Raw genomic sequence first — 19,665 nt, forward strand, 5'->3', positions numbered from 1 at the left:
ACGCCGACGAGCGTTCGTCGGCGTTGCCGTCCACGTCGCCGACGCCGCTGCGCCCCGGTGGGACGACGGCGAACGCGACCGCGCGGGTCTGGAACGACACTGCACGGCTCCGGCCGACGCGCTCGCGGACGCCGTCCCCGTCAGTGTCGAACCGGACCACCGCGTCTTCTCGGACGTACCGGAGTGCGGCGCTCCCGTTCTCTCCCCCGCGGCGCGCCGTCACGGCGAACTGTGCGTACTCGCCACGGACCTGGATCGCCCAGACGTTCGCCGTCGCGTACCAGTACCCCGGGACGGGTGCGACCGGCACACCGGCGAGGACGCCGTCGAAGGCGTCGCGAGCGAGTCGCTCGCGGGCCCGCTGGAGTGCTGCCTCCGAGCCGTCCGTCGCGAGCCGTTTGGCAGCCGCCTCGACCGCCTGGCGGCGTGCGCCCACCGTCGCGTTCACCGACGCAGCCGGGACGCGGGTCGCGCCCTCCGCGAGCGTCCGCCGGCCCGCGGCACGGAGTCGGACGGTGACGGTGTCGCGTTCGACCGCCGACAGTCGGAGGCGCCGGGTCGCGACACGGCTCACGACCGTCGCGAAGCTCCCGTTCGCGACGGCGACGGCTCGTGTGCCCGCTCCGTCGTACTTCCCCGCCGCCGTCGCGACGAGACGGCGTGCGCTCCGTCGGTCGATCCGATCGGACAGTATCTCGGCGAGGGCCCCGGCGAGTCGTCCGTCGACGGTACGCAGTCGGTCGCCGACCGCCGTCGCGAGGTCGTCCCGTCGACCTCTGAGTTTCCGGCGCGAGTCTGAACCCGCTCGTCCCCTCGTCTCGTTCACCGCCCGGAGTCGCCCGCTCGTCGGTGTCCCGTTCGTCGATCGGAGTCGGTCACTCGCCGGTGTCTCGTTCACCGCCCGGAGTCGCCCGCTCGTCGGTGTCTCGTTCGTCGGTCGGAGTCGATCACTCGCCAGCGTGTCGTTCGCCGCGGCGAGTGCACGACCGGCAGTAGCGAGTCCCACGCGCCGCGAGGTGCCACCGGGGAGCCACCCCGAGAGCACGTCGCCGGCGTCGTCGAACGGGACGGTGAACGCGTTCACGTTGCGCGTCGCCAGCGGTGTCACGTCCTCGGCGACCGGCACGGACCGCGTGAGTGTCCCGTCGACGGGTGTCGTCGTGAGGTACGCCGGATCGGCGTCCGGCACGAGGACGATCCGGCCGCCGGGACCCTGCCCGATCGCACTCGGCCGTGGAGCGACCGCGTCGGCCGCGGCGTCGCTCGCCGCACGGAGCTCGTCGGCACCCCCGGCGACGCCGTCCTCGAAGGCGTCCGCCAGTGGCCGGTCGCGGTCTGCACGGCGGTCGGCACGCGCTTCGAGCCTCGCGATCACCGCGGCCACGAGCCGTGCCCGTGCGGCGACGCGGAGTCTGTCGGCGACCCCGTCGTACGTCGCCGGAGGGTCGACGAACGCCTCGCGTCGCTGCCGGAGTTCGGCCGCCAGCCGTGCGGCGGGCGTCGCCGTTCCGTCTGCGATCGCGGCGTGGCGGACCGACACGTCGACCGCACGGAGGCGCTCCCGGAGGTCGATCAGGTCGGCGAGCAGCCACGCTCGGAGTGCCGGCGGAGACGAGCCGGCGACTGACTTCCGATCTCGCCACCCGCCGGTCCGGACGGCGCGTCCGGCGAGGTCGTCGAGACGGGCCTCGCTCGGTGGGACCCCCGCGGCTGCCGGGACCCCGGCGAGGTTCCCGCCGTCGAGTGTGTCGGACGGCGCGAACGGTTGCCGGACGCGTCTGTCCGGACCCGGGAGCGACGGGTCGTAGCGTCCGCGAGCCCCGATCCGGACCGTGTGGCGGTCCGTCCACGTGGCGTGTGTGTGTCGACTCTCGTTACCGTCGACCCACCGGCGTGTCCGTTCGTGCCGGACGGCGACGACGCGAGTGGCTGCGAGGAACCGTCGCGAGTCTGGACTGTCGTGCGTCTCCCGGCCGCGGATCGTCGTGTCCGTCGTCGTCTCGCTCGCGACGGGTGTCCAGTTCGGACCGGGGTCCGTCGTCGGGTGCGAGGCGCGGTCACTGTCGCGGACGCGGACACGACGTATGACGGTCGCAGTGTACGCCTGCCGGCGCAGTGTGCCGAGTTCGGCGAGTGTCTCGAGGTATGCGTCTTCGGCGGTTGCGTTCACCGCCACACGCCGACGGCGCGTGTCGCGTCGCCCCGACGCGAGGACGGGGACGCTGCCGGCCGCACGAGTCCCCGCCCCGAGGACTCGGTGTGCCCACGAGCCGCGGGTGGTTCCGGTTCGTGCCCCGGTGAGGAGATCCGTGAGTCCGGTGCGGACGCTCGCACGGCGGAGCGCGCTCCGCCCGTCCGGGTCGGCGCGCCCGAAGGTCGCCCGTTGTAGTCTGAGTGCGCCGCCGTTCGTCGCGAGCGAGACGTGCCGCGTCCCGACGACGTTCTCGACGCCAGCGCCGCCGTACTGTGCGAGTCCACGCGCCGCAGCGAGCGCAGTCACCGCTCCCGTGAGCTGACGGCCGAGTCCGACACCCTCTGTCGGTCCACGCGACAGTCGGCGGTCGTACCGCTGGACGCGTCGGTGGACGGCGAACGCCGGGCGGTCGACGACGACGGTGAGCGTCGTGGTCCGCGTCGCGAGCACGTGACTGGTGTCTCGTTGCCGTCCAGAGTCGGCGTCTCGGCCCGACGGAGACGGCGACTCGTCCGTCTGTTCGACCACACTCGGCCTGCCTCCGTCAACCCGCCGCGCTGTGTGGGTCACCCCGTGGACCGTGACGACGACGCCGGTCTCGTCGGCCGTCGGTCGCACGTCGACGCGTCGGACGGCAGCCGCAGCCGACGGGTCGTCGTCCAACGGCGGCAGGGTGCTCTCGACCGTGACACCACCGACCCTCGTCCGGCCGAGCGAGCGAGCCACCGCCAGGCCGATCCGGAGTTCGAGCCCGCTCGCGAACGGGCGCGAGTCGTTCACCGCGGCACCGGCGGTGGTGTTCGCCGTCGTCGCGAGCGGCCTCCGTGCGCCACGGCGAACCGCCCGATCCGCGGCGACGGAGACGCTCGTTCGCGCCGTCGTCGTCGCACGGTCGAGTGCCGTGTCGACGGCGTGGTCGGCCGTCCCCGTGCCTCCGTCGACGAGTGCGCCGGCGTACGCCACGGCACCGAGCAACACGACGACCCCGACGAGTGCGAACGGGACTCGTCCCCGCCTGTCGGTGACGAAGCTCACTCGGACCACCACCTGACGGTGAGTCGGACGCGGTCGAGTGTGCGGCGTCTGGGGGCCGTCACGGAGACAGCGCGTCGGCGGAGGTCTGCACGGACGCGTGTCGCGACGTGGGACGCGAGGTCGGCGTTCGCCGCGCGGACGTCGGCGAGTCGACGGCTGGCGGTCGAGGGGTCGGTCGGGTCGCGTCCACTCGTCCGGTTCGAGTCCACTGTCGCGCCGTACACGTCCGCGAGCCGGGAGTACCGCCGTGCGACGGTGTCCGCAACCGGACTGCCGGTGGCGACCGCTCGGGTCACGACTGTCGGGGAGACGAAGCGTCGGACGAGACGACGTGCGACACGAGCCGCCGCGTTCGACGTGGACCGACCCGGCGAGTGTGCCGCGTCTGGTGCGTCCGGCGACTCGGGGGGCGAGCGGGCGCTACCGGGTGTGGAACCCACGCCCGGAACCGGGACGGTGGTACTGGCGGCGCGGACGGCAGCGTCTGCCGGAGGTGTGCTGCCGACCGTCACGCTCCCCTCGACGTGACTCCCGTGGTACGGACGCCAGGTCGCGGTGACCTGCGTAAACGCACCGAGGAGTGGCGAGACGGCCGCACGGACGCGTCGGACCACGACACCACCGGCGGGGAACAGTCGCCGGCCGTCCACCCGTGCCGCCCTGATCGCCGCCCTCGCGAGCAGGCGTGCTGGTGTCCCCTCGCGGACGACACGCCCCTCGTCGTGGATCGTGCCGTCGTCGTCCGAATTCACCGGACGGTCGTCTCTCCGCGTGCGGCTCTGGCCGGCGCGGTCGGTCGACCCCCGACTGCCGCTCCCGGCGAACGGGTGTGAGACTGTCACCGTCGCCGTCGTTAAGACTGAGAGCGTGCCACCTGGGAGGTTCGCTCGGTGGTCGACGACCGGTGCGGCGTGACCAGCCGACGGGTGCTCCGAGGGCGCTGCGGCGTCACGGGCGACGCCGACGGTGACGACCGCAGCACTCACGAGCAGCAGACACACCGCCACGTCGAGCAGTGCGCTCGTCACGACCACACCTCGACCGTGAGTTCGCCCGGTCTGATACGACCGGGACCGAGCGACACACCCACCCGTCGACTGGCCGTCGTCGTCTCCGGCGGCGGTTCCGGACCGTGAGTCCACGTCCGGCCCGCCGCACGGAGTCGCACACGGAGGTCGTGGTCTGCCGGTGCCACGCCGGCGACGCGTCGGAGCCGTGCCGGCACCGCGACGCCACCGCTGGTGACCGCCGCGTGGGCGCGGTCGAGTGTCGTCGTCGCCAGTCGCCGTTCGCGGGTCGAGTCGTCGGTCTCGACGCCGACCAGCGCGGTGGCGTAGAGACTAACCCCGGCCACGACGGCGAACGCGGCGACGAGCCCGACTGTCGGCGAACTCTGTGCCCGGCGACCGGCGTCCGTCGCCGCGCTGTCGACCGCGTCGGTGGGTCGGTCACCGGACCGCGAGGAGCGCGACACCGTCACCTCCCCACGCGACGTGCCGGACGACCAACCGCGAGCCGCGACGCCACCGGCTCCCCGTCTCGCGCGCGGTCCGGACCGCGTCGCGGAACCCCGCTCGGGTGTCGAAGACGGCCCGGAGCGGGTCGCCGAGCGCGACCCGTCGCAACGGACCGTCGCCGACTGCGAGCACCGGGCCGAATGCGAGCCGTGCAGTGGTCGTCGCGACACCGTTCCGGAGCCGGAGGTGGTCGGCGTCGGCTCGGACTGCGGTCGCGACGGTGTCGTGTGTGCCCCGTGCCGGCGGCGAGTGGCCGACGACACCGTCGACGGTCGCTACGGCCGCCGCGGCGTCCGGCGGGGGTTCGGTCGGCAGTCCCGCACCGACGCCGAACGCGACGGCGGCGACCGCTGTCAGCCCGATCCAGACGTACCACGCGTCGGCGAGTGTGTCGAACACGGGGTGTCTGGTCGCGTCACCCCACTTGAACACTCGCCGGAGAAACACGATCCGTCGGGGACGCGGGAGGGCCCGACTCGTGGGAGTTGTGTGTCCGTGTGTCCGTGTGTCAGGCGCTCGGACTGTCGACGAACAGTCCGTACAGGACCACCAACAGCGAGAGGAACGACCCGAGGCCGAGGCCGCCGACGGGGGACACCGATCCGGCGGTGCCGACGGCGGCCCCGACGGCCATCGGGAGCGGCACGACGGCCAACAACAGGTCGTACCGCTCGAACGACTGGTCGACGCGCTGTCCAGTGCCGTCGCTCGGTCGATTTCGTGTCGCCATTCTCCCACACCCAGTTCCGAGTAGCGGCCCGTTCCACTAATACGTTTCTCCCTGTTTCGCGGGAAGAACGTGTGAAGGATACATGTGGTTCCCGAGAACACTCACAGACAGCTTCTCGAAGTTCTCCGTAACTTACACGCCCGCAGCCGAGGGGGTCCTCGATTCACGGCCGTCCGGGGTCGGGGCGTCGACTCACGCCGGGAGAGAGACCGTGAGCGACCACGCCGCGAGTCCCACACTGCCGGCGACGAGGCCGGGGAGGAGTCGGCGGCGGAGAGCCCGTCGGAGCCGTGCCGCGGCACCGGCTCGATCACCGAGGTAGACGGCGGGCTCCGCCGGGTCGACGACCGTCACGTCGTCGCCGGTCTCCACACGCCACTCGACGGCACACAGCGGCTCGTCGACCTCGTCGTCGGCGGCGACCGTGTCGTCGAGGTGGGTCGGGTCGAATCCGGCGAGGTAGCCCCGCAGGGAGCGCGACAGCTCCGGCCACTCCGCCTCGGGGACGACGCGTGGCTCGCCGCCGTACAGTCGCGCGCCGGCCAGGTCGACGCGCTCCCCGTCGACCGAGACGCGATCGCCGACGGTGCCGGCCGCGACCGCCGGGCCACGGACGGGGCCGTCCGCGGCCGCGAGGGTGTCCGCGTCCGGGTCTGCGTCTGCGGCTGGCCTCGTGTCCGTGTCCACGCCCGAGTCCGTACCCGCGTCCGTCTCCGCGCCTGCGCCCGGCGGGTCCGTCGCGGCGGGTTCCACGCGCCACCGGCAGCAGAGACACCGGCGGTCACTGAACGGCGCGCGGACGCCAGTCTGCCCGTCGAGTGTCTCGACGGGCGTGGCCGCTCCGGAGGGCGTGTCACCCGCGACGCACCACAGCGTCGCCGCCCGCGCCGCGCCGACGGCCGTCGCGATCGCACCGCCCGCGGCGAGGAGGTACGCAGCGACTCTGCCGAGCAGTGGTCCCCACGCGACGTGTGTCGTCGCGACCGTCACGGGGAGCCCGACGAGTGCGCCACACAACAGCAGTCGCCACCCGCGTCCCGAGAGGTGGCGCTCGCGTCCGAACTCCCACTCCGCGGTGGCGACGACGACCGCGAACGGCGCGACCGCCAGCGCCGTCGCTGCCGTCACCAGGAGTCGCCACGCGCCCGTGCCCCCCGACACGGTGTCACGGAGGTGACAGAGGTACAAGTAGCTGTCCGAGTGGGCGGGGTGTCCCGGTTCCGAGGGGCCGCTGGGCGCCTCCGCGGTGTCCCGTCAGTCGGCGTCTCTGTCGTCCAGGTACTCGTTGAGGAGCTGTGGCGCGACGACGCCGACGAGGATCAGGACCCCGATCAGGACGGCGTCGCTCAGGTTCGTCAGAGCACCACCGAGGAACCACACCACCATCCCGAGCGTCGCGAACGAGAGGATGACCGCGTTCGAGCGAGAGAGCACGAGTGTGTGTCGGTCGGCTCGTCAGAAGTAGATTCTGTCTCGTCACTTCACTCAGAAGTGATCGCTAGAGTGGTCAAAAACCAACATAACGGTCTGGGTCAGTCCGAGTCCCTGTTATCCAGGTAGTTGTTCAGTAGTTGCGGTGCTAGGATACCAACGAAAATCAGTACTCCAATCAGAACGGTGTCGCTCAGGTTCGTCACGACACGCCCTCCGTACGTTAGTATTAGTCCGACAGTCGCAAACAAGAGGATTACCGTGTTTTCGCGGGAGACCATGTAGTATCGCCGTAAACTGGGATTTCTAAGTATCTTGTGATCGGCCTACTTCCCCCAGAAGGGGTCACCGCTCCGCTGTTTCTCCACGTACGCCTTCAGCGCCTCGCGTTCGTCGGCGGTGATCTCCTCGGTCAACTCCTGTTCGAGGATCTTGGCGTGTTTCTCCGGCAGTTCGATCCACAACTCGTCACCCTCCTCGATGCCGCGCCCGACCGTCGGGCCGTCGATGGCGACGGAGACGCGGTTGCCCGCACGCGCCTCCTCCACGTCGTCGCCCTGCTCTTGGATGCCGGAGAGTTCCCCGACGCGCTCGGGGTCGTCTCCGTCGAACTTCACCACGTTGCGGTTGTTCTGAACCGTCCCGGAGACGATCTCGACGCCGACCACGGCCGGGTCGTTCTGTCGGAAGGTGTGGTCCTGGAGGATGCGGAACCGCGCCGGCCGGACGATCTTGTCCAACACCGTCTCCTGTTGGGCGCGTTCGATCTCCGCGACGTACTCCTCGTAGTCCTCGACGAGCTGGTAGATCACGTCGTGAGAGAACAACTGGACGGACGACTCCTCGAGTTCGTCCTCGGCGTCGGCCAACACGTCCACGTTGAACCCGAGGATCACCTCGTTGGTCTCCTCGTGAGCCGTCTCCGCGATCGCCACGTCGCGGGGCGCCACGTCGCCGACCTCCGCGCGCAGGATCGGGATCTCCGCCTCCTGGAGCGCCGAGGCGATCGCCTCCAGACTGCCGAGGGTGTCTGCCTTCACGACGACCCCCTCGTCGGCCGTCTCCACCTCGATCTGGGCGATCTCCTGTTCGACCTCCGCGATCACCTCGTCGACGTTCTCCTCGCGGGCGACGCGGACCGGCGCGCCGGCCATCGCGCGGTCCAAGTCCGGCGCGGCGATCTTGATCCCCGCGGCCGCCGCCAACTCCGGCACCTGTTCGAACTCCTTCTCCGTGCGGATCTCCGCGAGCGGTCGCGGCCGCAACAGCGCGCGCACCTCCGTGACGATGGCCCCCTCCTCGCCGCCGACGACGATGGTGTCACCCTCGCGGACGGTGCCGTCGTACAACACCACGTCCAGCGTCGCGCCGAACCCGCGTTCGTCTTTGACCTCCAGCACCGTCCCCGCGCCGGGACCAGTCACGTCGATCTCCATCTCCTCTTTCATGTACCGCTGGGACAGCCCCATCATCACCGTCAGCAGGTCCGCGACACCCTCGCCCGTCTCCGCGGAGACGGGGACGACCCCGATGTTGCGCTGGAAGTTCTGGACCCGCCAGTAGAAGTCAGCCGAGAAGCCGGCGTCCGAGAGGTCCCCGATCAGTTCGTACACCTTCTCCTCCAAGTCGGACCGCGCCCGGTCGGACTGGGCGTCCATCGACGCCTGGATCGGCGTCTCGGGCTGTGGGTTCCAGCCGGGGACGGTGTCGACCTTGTTCGCGGCGACGACGAACGGCGTCCCCGTCCGCTTGAGGATCTCGACGGCCTCCTCCGTCTGCGGCTGGAACCCGTCGTTCACGTCGATCACGAGCACGGCGATGTCCGCCAGCGCGCCGCCGCGCGAGCGCAGCGTCGTGAACGAGTGGTGCCCTGGCGTGTCGATGAACAGGAGGCCGGGGAGGTCGAAGTCGTCTGGGTCGACCAACTCCCCGGCGATCCCGGAGATGGTCTCCAGCGGCACCGCGGTCGCGCCGATGTGTTGGGTGATGGCGCCGGACTCACCCTCGCTGACGGCCGAGCCGCGGATGCGGTCGAGGAGACTGGTCTTCCCGTGGTCGACGTGGCCCAGGACGGCGACGATCGGTGTCCTGAGTCCGTCGGCGCTGGGGCGAGTCACGTCGGCGGAGTCGTCGTGTGCGTCTGACATACTGCGAGATCACTCCGTAGAACGGTCGTTGTCTGTTCTCGTCGGGGTATCTTCGTAAGCGCTTCGACTCTACCACATTCTCACCGCACTCGCGTACCGCCACACTTAGCTATAAGTGAAGCGCGACAGATAGAATTGAATATGGAAACCCTTCAGCCAGATGTGGTACCAGTCAACGATAGTCTAGAAAGACAGTTCCGTTCAACATGTGATATTTTGAGTCGGTTGGACCGGAGTACCGCAAACGATGTTGAGGTGGATCTCTCCGACGCAGAGTGGTTCACACCCGCCTTCCTGACGCCGACTTCCGTGGTCTGTCAACGAGATGATCGACTCGACGGCGAGAGTCTCCGTCTCCCCGAAGATAAGGAAAGGTACCTCTCACAGATTAACTTCCCCATGGGGTCCAACGATCCGACAGAGTCACACGAAAACGACCTCCCACTCTGTCGACTGAACACACAATCTGGGCCTGCGTCGGTCGAGCGTGTCGAGTCGAAAATAGTGGAACTGCTCCAATTGGCACTCGCCGATAGCATCGAAGGAGGAATCTCCGCAATCAGATATCCCGTGAATGAGTTGATCGACAACGTTGATCAGCACTCGCGCTGCGCGAACGGCGCTCTCCTCGTACAGAATTACCCACACAAGCCATTCGTAGAGATCTGTGTTGCAGACGCCGGCATCGGGATTCTCGGCAGCTACGAGGAGAGTGGTGAGAGTGTGGACACCGACGAAGAAGCGCTGCGGATGGCACTGAATGGAGTCTCGACGAAGTCCGACGGTGTCGACCGTGGGTACGGAATACGGACGACGACAGAGATGGTATGTGATGGACTGGAAGGAGAGATTCTGTTTGCATCGGGGGACACAGCAGTACACAAACGTGGCGATGAGTCATCTGAGGCGTTCCAGCTTCCAACAGAGTGGCCGGGAACAGTGTTCGTCGCTCGACCGAAACGACCAGACAAGTCGTTTAATTATATCGACTACGTCGGATAAAGGTTTCGGTCTCGCGCCCCCAAAGCCCTTTACCGGTCACGACAGAGTTGTACGCATGACTGAGGTGGTCAGCGTCGACGATGACAGTGTCTCGACCCGGCGGTACGCAAGAGAGATCGCCGAGGACGCGGCCGCCAACGGTGCCGATGCACTCGATCTCACCGGTGTCGAGTTCGTCAGTCGATCAGTTGCCGACGAACTGCTCCATCAGTCCGAACGACGTAATTTGGAACTTCGGCACGCGGAGGGTGAAGTAGCGGAGATGCTCAATGCCGTCCGTGGTGATACCGCAACCGCCTGATTAACTCGTTTCTACCTCTTGCAGCGTCATATCGATGAACGACACTCACACCTCTCGTGTCCTCCACGCGTCCGACGCTGGGCGTGGCGTTTATGACGTTCGCCACGAACCGCCGTAGTATGGTAGACATCCTCGCCGAAGATCTCTCTGGGAAGGGGATCATCATGGGTGGGACGGAGCTCGGAGTCCTCTACAACATCACGATGGACCTGAAGACGGGTCGTCTCTCCGACCTGTTGGTGACACCGAGTGAGGCACAGACGGTCGAGGGACTCCCGTTCGAGGCGGACGGCGACGGTCACGTGAAGGTGCCGGTGCGACGCGTCCAGCGGGTGGAAGACTACATCCAGATCGAGCCGGTGTGAGCGCGATGCAGGTACTCGACACGTCCGCGTTCATCCACGAGTACACCACCGACGACCGCACGGCGTCGATCCCCGCCGTCCACGAGGAGTTGGAGGGAGAACACGCCTTCCGCTTCGACGCGATGGAGGGGTCGGGGATGCACATCCACGTCCCCGACGAGGGCGCCGTGGAGCGGGTCACCCGCGCCGCGGGCGAGACCGGCGACGACGGGGAGCTGTCGGCGACAGACCGCCGGCTCGTCGCGACTGCCTTCGAACTCGACGCGACGCTCGTGACCGACGACTACGCGATGCAGAACGTCGCCGAACGGCTCGGCGTCGACGTGCAGGTGATCGCCCGCGACGGGATCGACGAACGCCGCGACTGGCTGTTCCAGTGTGTCGGCTGTGGCCGCGAGTTCGACGACGACCGCGACCGCTGTCCGATCTGTGGCAGCGACCTCAACCGGAAGAACCCTGCTTGAGTGCGTGCGGCCGCGTCGACGAGTCGTCGGACCTCGGCCGAGTCGACGCGCCGTCTGCTCTCTCTCGAAGAGACCGACGCCCGTCGCCCCCTCAGCCGAGCACGCCGATCACCGTCGCGTACTGGATGCCGAACAGCACGGCGTTGTAGCCGCCGTGGGTGAGTGACGGGACGACGACGTTGTCCGTCCGTTCGTACAACACCCCGAGGATCGCGCCGAGCACCGTCGCGACACCGACGTAGGCGACCTGCGCGGGCAGCCCGCCCATGACACCGGGCAGGTGGATCGCGCCGAACAGCAGCGACGCGAAGGCGATGCCGCCCGGCGCGCCGACGGCGTCGCGGACGTGGCCCTGCACGACCCCGCGGAAGAGGAGCTCCTCCGCCGGCCCGACGACGAGCAGCGAGACGGGGATCATCAACAGGAAGTACACCGGCGTGCGGCCGGCGGCGGTGATCGCGCGGTTCTGGCCCGTCCCGATCCCCAGCGCCTGGAGTCCGAACAGGAGGGCGAACTGGACGGCGAGGAGTCCGACGAGGCCGCCGACGATCAGCCCCGCCTCGCGACGCGACGGCCGACGGACGGAGACGAGGTCCCGCTCCTCGGCGTAGTAGAGGAAGGCGACACACGCGAGTGCGAACCCGACGAACTGTGCGACCGTCCGCGTCACCTCGTACACCGCCGTGTCGGGCGCGACGCCGAGGATCGTCGCCAGCCCGTCGACCGGCGCGACCACGGCGAAGGCGGCCGTCCACGCCGCCACGAGGACGAACAACGAGCGGATCACCCGCAACACCACGTCTTGGGGGTCCGCGGTCCTGACGCTCATCGGCCGTGCGTACGGGACGGCCGGTGTAAACGGCTGCGACTGCGACGGGCGCGTGTCAGGGTGGTCACGATCCAACTCCGGACTCTCTCTCCGCGTGAGACGGATCCCGACCGCTCTTGCCCGCCCGTCACGACACACGACGACGTGTCACTGGAATCGGAACGAGACACGGCTGGCGACGAGCGAGTGTACCGACTGTTGGGTGTCGCGGTTGCGGTCGGGTTCCCGATCGCCTTCGGTGGTGTCGGGTGGGCCGCACTGGACAGTCTCGTCTACGGCGTCGCGGCGGGACTGCTGACGGGCGTCGGCGGCTACCTGTTTCTCCCGTGGTTCGTACGCCTCTCGGCGAGCGCCGAGGGAGGTGACGACCAGCCGTCGCTGGTCGAACTGATCGCCGACGCGCCCGGCGACCCGGGTGTCCGGTTCCTCGGGTTCGGACTCGACGCGGGTGGGATCGTCGTGCTCGCCGTGGGATTCGCGACCGACGAGCCGAACCTGTTGCTCGGCGTCGGGAGCGGCGTCGTCTTCGCACTCGCCGTCTACCTCGTCGCGTCCGTCGCGTTCGCGCAGTTCGACTCGACCGCCGCGTGAGGTGGCCGTGGCCGTACGGTCTCCGGGCCGACCGCCGTCACCACAACCCTCATTCGCGCCGCCACCCCACGCAGGGACGTGACACTCGACCGTATCCACGTCGACACCGTCGCGCACCTCGCGTCGGCGATCGCGGACGGCGTCGACGACCGCGACCACGCGGACCTCGCCGAGCGGGTGTGGACCGACTTCCTCGACCCGCTGTACGACGAGGGGAGAGAGGTGGTCGCGCCGCTGGGCGACGGCCAGGAGTTGCGGGTCGCGCCGCTGGAGGACGCCGTCCTCGCCGAGCGCCCGTTCGACACGACCCACGGCGTCGACTCGGGGACGATGAACCCCACGGCGTTCAAGAACGGCCTCGTGTTGGACGTGGCGCAGGCGGCGATGGCGGCCGATCCCTCCGAGTTGGAGCTCCACCGCGACCGCACCGTCCTCGTGACCGTCCACACGACGGACGCGACGTTCGCGCCGGCCGTCGCGGGTGGGTGGAGTCGCTACGACGACGGTCACAGTGAACGCCGCGTGTTGCGCGTCCCGGAGTCGCGGCGGTTCGCCGACGAGACCGTCCACGAACTCGCACTGTCGCTGGCGGAGTCACACCACGCCCTGACCCACGCCGACGCCGTCGAAGAGTTGCTCGTCCTCGACGGGCCGCTGTACCCCAAGCGACTGCTCAACTGGGGCGTCCGCGACGAGGAGCGGCGCGCGATGGCCCACCGCGAGGAGGTGCGCGAGGCGGTCCGCAACTACGTCCGGCTCGTCGAGCGGTTGGTCGAACGCGACGTGCCGCTGTGTGGGTTCGTCAAGAACCCCACGTCCGGCTACGTCACGCGGACGCTCTCGAAACAGGGCGTCGAGACGCCGTGGCCCGACGACACTGCGCTGTTCACGCGACTGCTGGAACGGACCGACGAGGACGGCGAGCGACGTACGGACGCGTTGACGTTCACCTCGTGGTTCCGGTCGCGAGGCGGCCCGGACGAGCCGATGTCGACGACCGGCGAGGCGCTCGGCGTCGAGCGACGACTCGACCGCGAGGCGTACGAGGTGACGTTCGCGCTGTTGTACGACCCGCGGACGGACGTACTGTTCAAGATCGAGGCGCCGTACGCCGTCACGCGTGATCCGTCGACCCGAGAGGCGCTGACACGTCAGTTGGTCGGCGAGGTCGCCGACCGCGCCGGCCCCCCGGTCGCCGTGTCGAAGGCCGACGAGATCGCCGGGATCGGACGCGGCGAGAAGGCGTCGCTGCGCGAGGAGTTCGCCGAGCGCTTCGACAGCGACCAACACACCACCTACGACGACGTGCGCTGGGACGAGGAGTAGTCGCGGCGGGCCCAGACCCGTCGCAGCCGCACCGTAGTTCGGCGTTTCGATCGGATCTCGCCGCCCTCACTGTAACTCGCCGCCCTCACTGTAACTCGCCGCCCTCACTGTAACTCGCCGCCCTCACTGGAGTTCACCGTCCATCGCGTCGAAGAGCCGCGACTCCAGCGTCTCGCCGCGCGGCGCGGTCACCTCGCGAGTGCCGTCCGCCTGCACCGCCGGCGGGACACGCCCACCGCCCATCCGGGCGTGGCCCCCCGCAGAGGCGTTCGGGAGGTCGCCGACGGCTGCGTCGAGCGCCCGCCCCATGTGGACGCGGTCGTCGCGGGACCGCCCGGAGAAGTGGAGCGTGCCATCTTTGTCCCCGACGACGACGACCGCCGTGACACCCTCCAAGCCGACGAGTTCGTCGGCCGCCTGCGGGATCGCGTCCGTGTTCGACACCGACCCCACGTCGCTGACGGCGAAGGAGCCGCGCACCTCCCGCCCGGCGATGGCGCGCGCCTTCACCTCCAGCGTCTCCGTCGACACGTCCGGGTCCGCGATGCGACCGAGCAGGTCCTCGTCGACCCCGGGCGAGAGGTACCGCGCCGCGTCGAAGTCGGCGTCGGAGGCGCCACGCGTGAGGTCGTCGGTGTCCGAGAGCACCCCGTACAACATCCCCGTCGCGACCCACGTCGGCAGCGCCGGGTCCGACACCTCGCTGTCGTGACGGTCCGGTGGCACCGGCGTCGCACCCAACTCGTCCAAGTACTCCGCGACGATGCTCGCACAGGCGCCGTAGTCCGTCCGCACGTCGGTGAACTGCTCGGCGGAGCCGTCACCAGGGTGGTGGTCGACGATCGCCGCCGGGAGAATGCCGTCCGACCCCTCGAACCCACGCGGTTCGTTGTGGTCGACGAGGACCACCGCCTCCGCGGAGATGTCGGTCACGTGGTCGATACACTCCAACTCGACGTCGAGAACTGTCCTGAACGCTCGATTCTCCTGTCGTCGTACCTGCCCCGAGTACTGGATCGTCGCCTCCGTGTCGACCCACTCGGCCGCGTGGGCGACGCCGACGCCCGCGGCCATCGCGTCCGCGTCGGGGTCGGGGTGGAGTAACACGGCGACTTCGTCGTAGTCGGCCAGCACCGACTGGAGGCGTTCGCCCGGCGCACGCCTGATACGGAGCGCGAGGACGACGAGGAGGACCACGACCAACAGGGCCCCCAGTCCGGCGGCGAGCAGCACGGGGTCCGACACCGACCCCTGTAGCCACTCCGGCAGCCGGCGCTGCACCTGTGGCGGGAACATACGCCCCCAACGAGTGGATCGGGACATAAGAAAGTACACCACCGTTCAACCGCGTGACGGCAGCGTGATCGGCCCGATATTCGACGAACGTCGTCACTTCGATCGGGTCGACGCCGTCGGTGGAAGGAACTCGCCGATGGAAGCGGGACGGGAGCGGGTGTTCGCGTGTCGTCCGACGGGGCCAACGGGGGACCCGAGGGAGGAGACCAGAGTCGGGATTCCGGTCACTCCGTGCGCTCCCGGTAGGCGGCGATCGCGTCTCGGTACCCCTCTCGGTACGTCGGGTAGCGGAACGCGTACCCCGACTCGCGGAGGTAGGCGTTGTCACACCGCTTGCTCGTCTGGATCCGTCGTTCGGCGGCCGCCGAGAGGTCGCCGGCCGCGAGTCGGTCCGCCGTCGTCCGTTTCTCGGGCCGGGCGACGCCACACTCGTCGGCGAGCCAGTCGGCGAACGCCCACTTCTCGACGGGCTCGTCGTCGACGACGAGCACCACCTCCCCGCGGGCGTAGTCTGCCGGCGTCTCCAGTGGCTCGTCTCCGTCACTGGGAGCCTCCGCGTCGTCCGCCTCACCGGACGCCGTCGCCTCGTCTGCGTCGTCGGCACTCGCCACGGCCGGGTCCGGGTCGAGCGAGCGATCGGTCAGGAGGAACCGGACGGCGCCGGCGGCGTCGTCGCGGTGGACCATGTTCAGGTAGCCCTCCGTGACCGGGCCCTCGACGTACCGTGCCGTCCGGTAGCGGTCGGGCCCGTACAGTCCCGCGAACCGGGCGACGGTGCCGTCGATCCCGTACTCCGCGGCCGTCTCGACCGCGATCCGTTCCGCCTCGACCAACACCTCCGTCTTCTCCGTCTGTGGGTCCAGCGGTGTGGACTCGTCCACCCAGTCGCCGTCGTGGTCACCGTACACCCCGGTGCTGGAGGTGTAGACGAGCCGATCCGGCGGGTCGGTGCGCTCGCCGTACTCGCGGATCACGTTCCAGAGCCCCTCGACGAACACCGCGCGGGCGGCCGTCGCGCCACGGCCGCCGCTGCTGGCCGCGAAGACGACCGCGTCCGCGTCCGGCAGCGCCGTCAGGCTCTCCGGGTCGGTCACGTCCGCCGCGACGGCTTCGGCGTCCGGCACGGCCTCGCGCACGGCGTCCGCGTCGCGGCGGACGCCGGCCACCTCGTGGCCGTCCGCGATCAGCTGTTCGGCGAGTGCCAGCCCGACGTAGCCACAGCCGACGATACAGACTCTCATCGGCTCCGAGTGCGGATCAGCGACTGGATCTCCGCCAGTTCGGCGAGCGTGAGGCGGATCTGTCCCTCCAGCGCCTGGCGGACGGCCTTCCCGCCCAGATCGGCATCGATCTCGGCCGCGACGGTGTCCACGTCCAGGATCGCCGTCGACATCCCCATCAGGAGGTGGTCGCGCACTTCGGCGGCGACCGTCTCTGCGTCGGGACCCGACAGCGACAACACCGCCGCGGCCTCCGCCAGCGTCGTCTCCCCGAGGTCGCCGTCGGCGAAGCCCGCGACGACGGACACCTCGAGGTCGGCCGCCTCGGCGACGGTCTCGACCCCGTGCTCGTCGACGACGGCCGCCAACTCCGCCGCGTACGCCGCGCGGAACTCCGCCGGCGTCGGGGCCTCCGCGTCCGCCAGCGTGTCGTACAACATACCGAACGTGTACCGGGCCGCGCGCAAAACGGTTGCTACTCTCGTCGTCGCGAGACCGCTCGTCGTCGCGAGCAGTGGTGGTCGGGCCGTACCCGCGTCAGGCGGACGCGAGTCGGTCGGCCGTGACGACGCGAACGGACGCCGGCCGCTTCACGAACTCCCCGCTGGAGGCGGCGACGATCTGTGAGATCCCGCGTTGTGCGGCCACGTCGAGCAACCGCTGGTCGAGTCGGCCGTCGATCACGAGGGCGACCCCCTCCGTCTCGCCGTCGGCCAACAGGTCGAACGCCTCGCCCGCGGGCACGTCCGCGACCACGCCGAACGACTCGTCGAGCAGTCGCGCACGGTTCGTCCCGCCGGTCACGACCTCGCCGACGTGCCCACGCAGCGTGGCCGGCTCGTCGTCTGTCGACTCGTCACCTGTCGGCTCGTCGGCTGCCGTCGCCCTGTCTCCGTCCGAGTCGGCCTCCGCCTCCGGCTCGGCATCCGGTTCGGTGTCTGCGTCCGGTTCGGCGTCCGCCTCCGACTCCGCGTCCGGTTCCGACTCCGAATTCGTCTCCGGACCGGTGTCCGACTCCGGTTCGAGCTCTGTGTCCGGCGCGGCATCCGGTTCGGTGTCTGCGTCCGGTTCGGGATCCGTGTCGACCTCGGCGTCTGCGGGTGTCACGGCGGCGTCCGTCTTGCCTCCCTCGTCCGGTTCCGTGTCGGTGAACCCCTCGGTGTCGGCTCCCCTCCCGTCGACCGACGCCGACTCGGTCGCGGCGTCGGTACCACTCACCGACGCGTCGGTCTCCGCGGCGACGCGCTCCGAGTCGTCCTCGTGTGTGTCGCCCGGGCCTGGGCTCGTCTCGCGGTCGGGGGTCTCCTCGTCGGTCGTGTCTCGCTCCGTCGCGCCGGCGATCTCGTCGACGACCGCCGCGGGATCGACCGTCACCGACTCGCCCGCCTCGCCGCCGACGCCACCGACGGTCCCCGACGCCGTGTCCTCGCGCGCACGGACCGACCCCGTCGTCCGGTTGCCGTCCGCGTCGACTCCGTCGGCGCGCTGCGGGGCGGCCGGCGTCGGCGAGTCGCTCCCTGCCTCCTCGGGCGTCTCGCCGTCGTCCGTGTCCACCTCGGCCGCCTCGGTCGGCGGCGAGGGTGCCGCCGGGTCCGGGCCGTCGCTCGACTGTCCCGGCGCCGGGTGGACGCTCCCGTCGGTGGCGGCCGTCTCCGCCGTCCCGTCGATCGTCTCGAACGGCACCTTCTCGCGGAGAGCGTCCATCACGGCCTCGCGAGACAGATCCTCGACTGACTGTCCCTCCGGGCCGAAGGCGACGTAGTCCAACTCGCCGACCTGTGACAACTCGCGGAGGATCAGGTCGCCGCCACGGTCGCCGTCCAGGAACGCCGTCACCGTCCGGTCGCGAGTCAACTCCGCCACTTCGCTGGGGACGTTCGTCCCCTCGACGGCGATCGCGTTCTTGATCCCGTAGTCCAACAGCGTCGACACGTCCGCACGGCCCTCGACGACGATCACGGCGTCGGAGTCGGCCACCCGCGGCCCCGCCGGGTAGCCGGCGTACTCGTCGACGGCCGCGACCGTCTGGGCCTCGCGGACCTCTTCGAGAATCTTCGCGGAGTCCATGATCCCGTCGTCGAACGACTCCGCCAGCAGTTCCTTGGCGCGTTCGACGACCTCGCGGCGCTTGGCGGCCCGCATGTCCTCGATGTCGGCGACCTCGACGCGGGCCTCACACGGCCCGACGCGCGTGATCGCCTCCAGCGAGGCCGCCAGGATCGCCGTCTCGACCTTGTCGAGACTCGAGGTGATGGTGATGGTGCCGAACGACTGGCCGTGTTCGCTGTCGATCTCGACGTCGATGCGGCCGATCTTCGACGACTGCTGGAGGCCCCGGAGGTCCAGCTCGTCGCCGAGGAGTCCTTCCGTCTGTCCGAACACCGCGCCGACGACGTCTGACCGTTCGACGACGCCGTCCGCGGTGATGCGTGCGTGGATGAGGTACTTGGACGTGTCTTCCATGATGATCCCCTCCGTCGGGGTGTGATGGTGATGTGAGCGTGAGCCGCCGTCGCAGTGCGGTCGATCGTGTCACCGGACGATGTAATCCGGTGTGGCCGGATATACCTGTCGTACCGGCGAAAACTGACACGCTCCGTCTTCGTATTTTCGGACGATGAGACCGATCACAACGGGAGTGAGATCACGGGGGCACCCGCCGAACGAGCGGCTGGAGGGCGTGTCTCGAGGGAGAACGGTGTCGCGGTGGGTGTGTCACCGACTGGGTGACGTGTCGGCCGTCACTCCTCGTCGTCGACGACGATCTCCGCCGGGTCTTCGTCCTCGTCGGCCGTCTCGTCGCCGCCGCCCTGTTCCTGGTACAGCAGACCGCCGACGACCAGGACGACGATCCACGAGCGCCAGTTCGCCAAGTTCAGCGTGTAGCCGACGCCGAACGGCTTCTCGACCAGCATCCCCTCGCCGGGCTGCCAGTACGAGGAGAGCATCCGCCCGAGGCTCGGGCGCTCGAAGTTGTACGGGATCCCGAAGAGTTCACCGGACTGCGGCTTGTCTGCCATACCAGCCCGTTCCGCGGCTCCGCGTAAATCGTTTTTCGTCCGTCTCACGCGTCGGGGAGTCGGTCGTCCCCGACCAGTGGACGGGATCGACTACTCCTCGTCGTCGTCGTCAAATCGAGAAAACTCACTCCGTTCGCTCTCTCGAACACGGTCGGCTTCGCCTCCCTACCCGAGATTGCTCGCGTCGCTCGCAATCT

At 69.4% G+C, this 19,665-nt stretch carries 20 protein-coding genes and 1 pseudogene; 6 read left to right on the forward strand and 15 right to left on the reverse strand.

Annotated elements, in window-relative coordinates:
* Window positions 1–10 precede the first annotated feature (10 nt).
* The 9 genes and pseudogenes from RYH80_RS20140 to infB all read right to left on the reverse strand — a co-directional run.
* A pseudogene (locus tag RYH80_RS20140) lies at window positions 11–3,241 on the reverse strand (DUF7286 family protein); the annotation flags it as partial.
* Window positions 3,226–4,257, reverse strand: a complete 1,032-nt coding sequence (locus RYH80_RS04780) for a DUF7284 family protein (protein WP_370902717.1) — start codon at window positions 4,255–4,257, stop codon at window positions 3,226–3,228. The pseudogene RYH80_RS20140 and the gene RYH80_RS04780, both read right to left, overlap by 16 nt.
* Window positions 4,254–4,703, reverse strand: a complete 450-nt coding sequence (locus tag RYH80_RS04785) for a DUF7285 family protein (RefSeq protein WP_370902718.1) — start codon at window positions 4,701–4,703, stop codon at window positions 4,254–4,256. Before RYH80_RS04785 ends, RYH80_RS04780 begins: the two co-directional genes overlap by 4 nt.
* The gene (locus RYH80_RS04790) at window positions 4,678–5,145 is read right to left on the reverse strand and encodes a DUF7283 family protein (RefSeq protein WP_370902719.1); all 468 of its coding nucleotides are present in this window, start codon (window positions 5,143–5,145) and stop codon (window positions 4,678–4,680) included. The genes RYH80_RS04785 and RYH80_RS04790 overlap by 26 nt, the downstream gene beginning before the upstream one ends.
* A gap of 109 nt (window positions 5,146–5,254) precedes the next feature.
* Entirely contained in the window at window positions 5,255–5,476 is a 222-nt protein-coding gene (locus tag RYH80_RS04795) for a DUF8015 family protein (protein ID WP_370902720.1), read from the reverse strand.
* A gap of 192 nt (window positions 5,477–5,668) precedes the next feature.
* On the reverse strand, window positions 5,669–6,637 hold the full coding sequence (locus RYH80_RS04800) for a hypothetical protein (protein WP_370902721.1): 969 nt from the start codon (window positions 6,635–6,637) through the stop codon (window positions 5,669–5,671).
* Window positions 6,638–6,730: 93 nt separating this feature from the next.
* Entirely contained in the window at window positions 6,731–6,910 is a 180-nt protein-coding gene (locus RYH80_RS04805) for a DUF7987 family protein (RefSeq protein ID WP_370902722.1), read from the reverse strand.
* Between the two features lie 98 nt (window positions 6,911–7,008).
* Window positions 7,009–7,188, reverse strand: coding sequence for a DUF7987 family protein (locus RYH80_RS20145; protein ID WP_489753322.1), 180 nt, complete (start codon window positions 7,186–7,188; stop codon window positions 7,009–7,011).
* A 45-nt stretch (window positions 7,189–7,233) separates the two neighbouring features.
* The gene (infB, locus tag RYH80_RS04810) at window positions 7,234–9,054 is read right to left on the reverse strand and encodes a translation initiation factor IF-2 (protein ID WP_370902723.1); all 1,821 of its coding nucleotides are present in this window, start codon (window positions 9,052–9,054) and stop codon (window positions 7,234–7,236) included.
* Between the two features lie 141 nt (window positions 9,055–9,195).
* On the opposite strand from infB, the gene RYH80_RS04815 reads away from it, so the two are divergent.
* The 4 genes from RYH80_RS04815 to RYH80_RS04830 all read left to right on the forward strand — a co-directional run bounded on the left by RYH80_RS04815 (window position 9,196) and on the right by RYH80_RS04830 (window position 11,186).
* The gene (locus RYH80_RS04815; RefSeq protein ID WP_370902724.1) at window positions 9,196–10,056 is read left to right on the forward strand and encodes a hypothetical protein; all 861 of its coding nucleotides are present in this window, start codon (window positions 9,196–9,198) and stop codon (window positions 10,054–10,056) included.
* 55 nt (window positions 10,057–10,111) lie between these two features.
* The gene (locus RYH80_RS04820) at window positions 10,112–10,357 is read left to right on the forward strand and encodes a hypothetical protein (RefSeq protein WP_370902725.1); all 246 of its coding nucleotides are present in this window, start codon (window positions 10,112–10,114) and stop codon (window positions 10,355–10,357) included.
* Between the two features lie 119 nt (window positions 10,358–10,476).
* Complete coding sequence (locus RYH80_RS04825; RefSeq protein ID WP_370902726.1) at window positions 10,477–10,722, forward strand: PRC-barrel domain-containing protein; 246 nt, start codon at window positions 10,477–10,479, stop codon at window positions 10,720–10,722.
* A gap of 5 nt (window positions 10,723–10,727) precedes the next feature.
* On the forward strand, window positions 10,728–11,186 hold the full coding sequence (locus RYH80_RS04830; protein WP_370902727.1) for an NOB1 family endonuclease: 459 nt from the start codon (window positions 10,728–10,730) through the stop codon (window positions 11,184–11,186).
* Window positions 11,187–11,277: 91 nt separating this feature from the next.
* Here the strand turns inward: RYH80_RS04830 and RYH80_RS04835 are convergent, their stop codons facing one another.
* Entirely contained in the window at window positions 11,278–12,015 is a 738-nt protein-coding gene (locus tag RYH80_RS04835) for a CPBP family intramembrane glutamic endopeptidase (RefSeq protein ID WP_370902728.1), read from the reverse strand.
* Between the two features lie 144 nt (window positions 12,016–12,159).
* Between RYH80_RS04835 and RYH80_RS04840 the strand changes: the two genes are divergently transcribed.
* On the forward strand, window positions 12,160–12,606 hold the full coding sequence (locus RYH80_RS04840) for a hypothetical protein (RefSeq protein WP_370902729.1): 447 nt from the start codon (window positions 12,160–12,162) through the stop codon (window positions 12,604–12,606).
* A gap of 78 nt (window positions 12,607–12,684) precedes the next feature.
* On the forward strand, window positions 12,685–13,932 hold the full coding sequence (locus RYH80_RS04845) for a DNA double-strand break repair nuclease NurA (RefSeq protein WP_370902730.1): 1,248 nt from the start codon (window positions 12,685–12,687) through the stop codon (window positions 13,930–13,932).
* Window positions 13,933–14,055: 123 nt separating this feature from the next.
* Here the strand turns inward: RYH80_RS04845 and RYH80_RS04850 are convergent, their stop codons facing one another.
* The 5 genes from RYH80_RS04850 to RYH80_RS04870 all read right to left on the reverse strand — a co-directional run bounded on the left by RYH80_RS04850 (window position 14,056) and on the right by RYH80_RS04870 (window position 19,468).
* Entirely contained in the window at window positions 14,056–15,228 is a 1,173-nt protein-coding gene (locus tag RYH80_RS04850) for a DHH family phosphoesterase (protein ID WP_370902731.1), read from the reverse strand.
* Between the two features lie 224 nt (window positions 15,229–15,452).
* A complete protein-coding gene (locus RYH80_RS04855) occupies window positions 15,453–16,469 on the reverse strand; it encodes an NAD-dependent epimerase/dehydratase family protein (protein ID WP_370902732.1) in 1,017 nt (338 codons plus the stop codon).
* Complete coding sequence (locus tag RYH80_RS04860) at window positions 16,466–16,888, reverse strand: DUF5791 family protein (protein ID WP_370902733.1); 423 nt, start codon at window positions 16,886–16,888, stop codon at window positions 16,466–16,468. The genes RYH80_RS04855 and RYH80_RS04860 overlap by 4 nt, the downstream gene beginning before the upstream one ends.
* Before the next feature lie 97 nt (window positions 16,889–16,985).
* Entirely contained in the window at window positions 16,986–18,911 is a 1,926-nt protein-coding gene (gene dnaG / locus RYH80_RS04865; RefSeq protein WP_370902734.1) for a DNA primase DnaG, read from the reverse strand.
* 278 nt (window positions 18,912–19,189) lie between these two features.
* A complete protein-coding gene (locus RYH80_RS04870; protein WP_370902735.1) occupies window positions 19,190–19,468 on the reverse strand; it encodes a DUF5808 domain-containing protein in 279 nt (92 codons plus the stop codon).
* Window positions 19,469–19,665: the final 197 nt, after the last annotated feature.

This window comes from Halobaculum sp. MBLA0147 (assembly GCF_041361345.1).
Taxonomy (GTDB): Archaea; Halobacteriota; Halobacteria; order Halobacteriales; family Haloferacaceae; genus JAHENP01.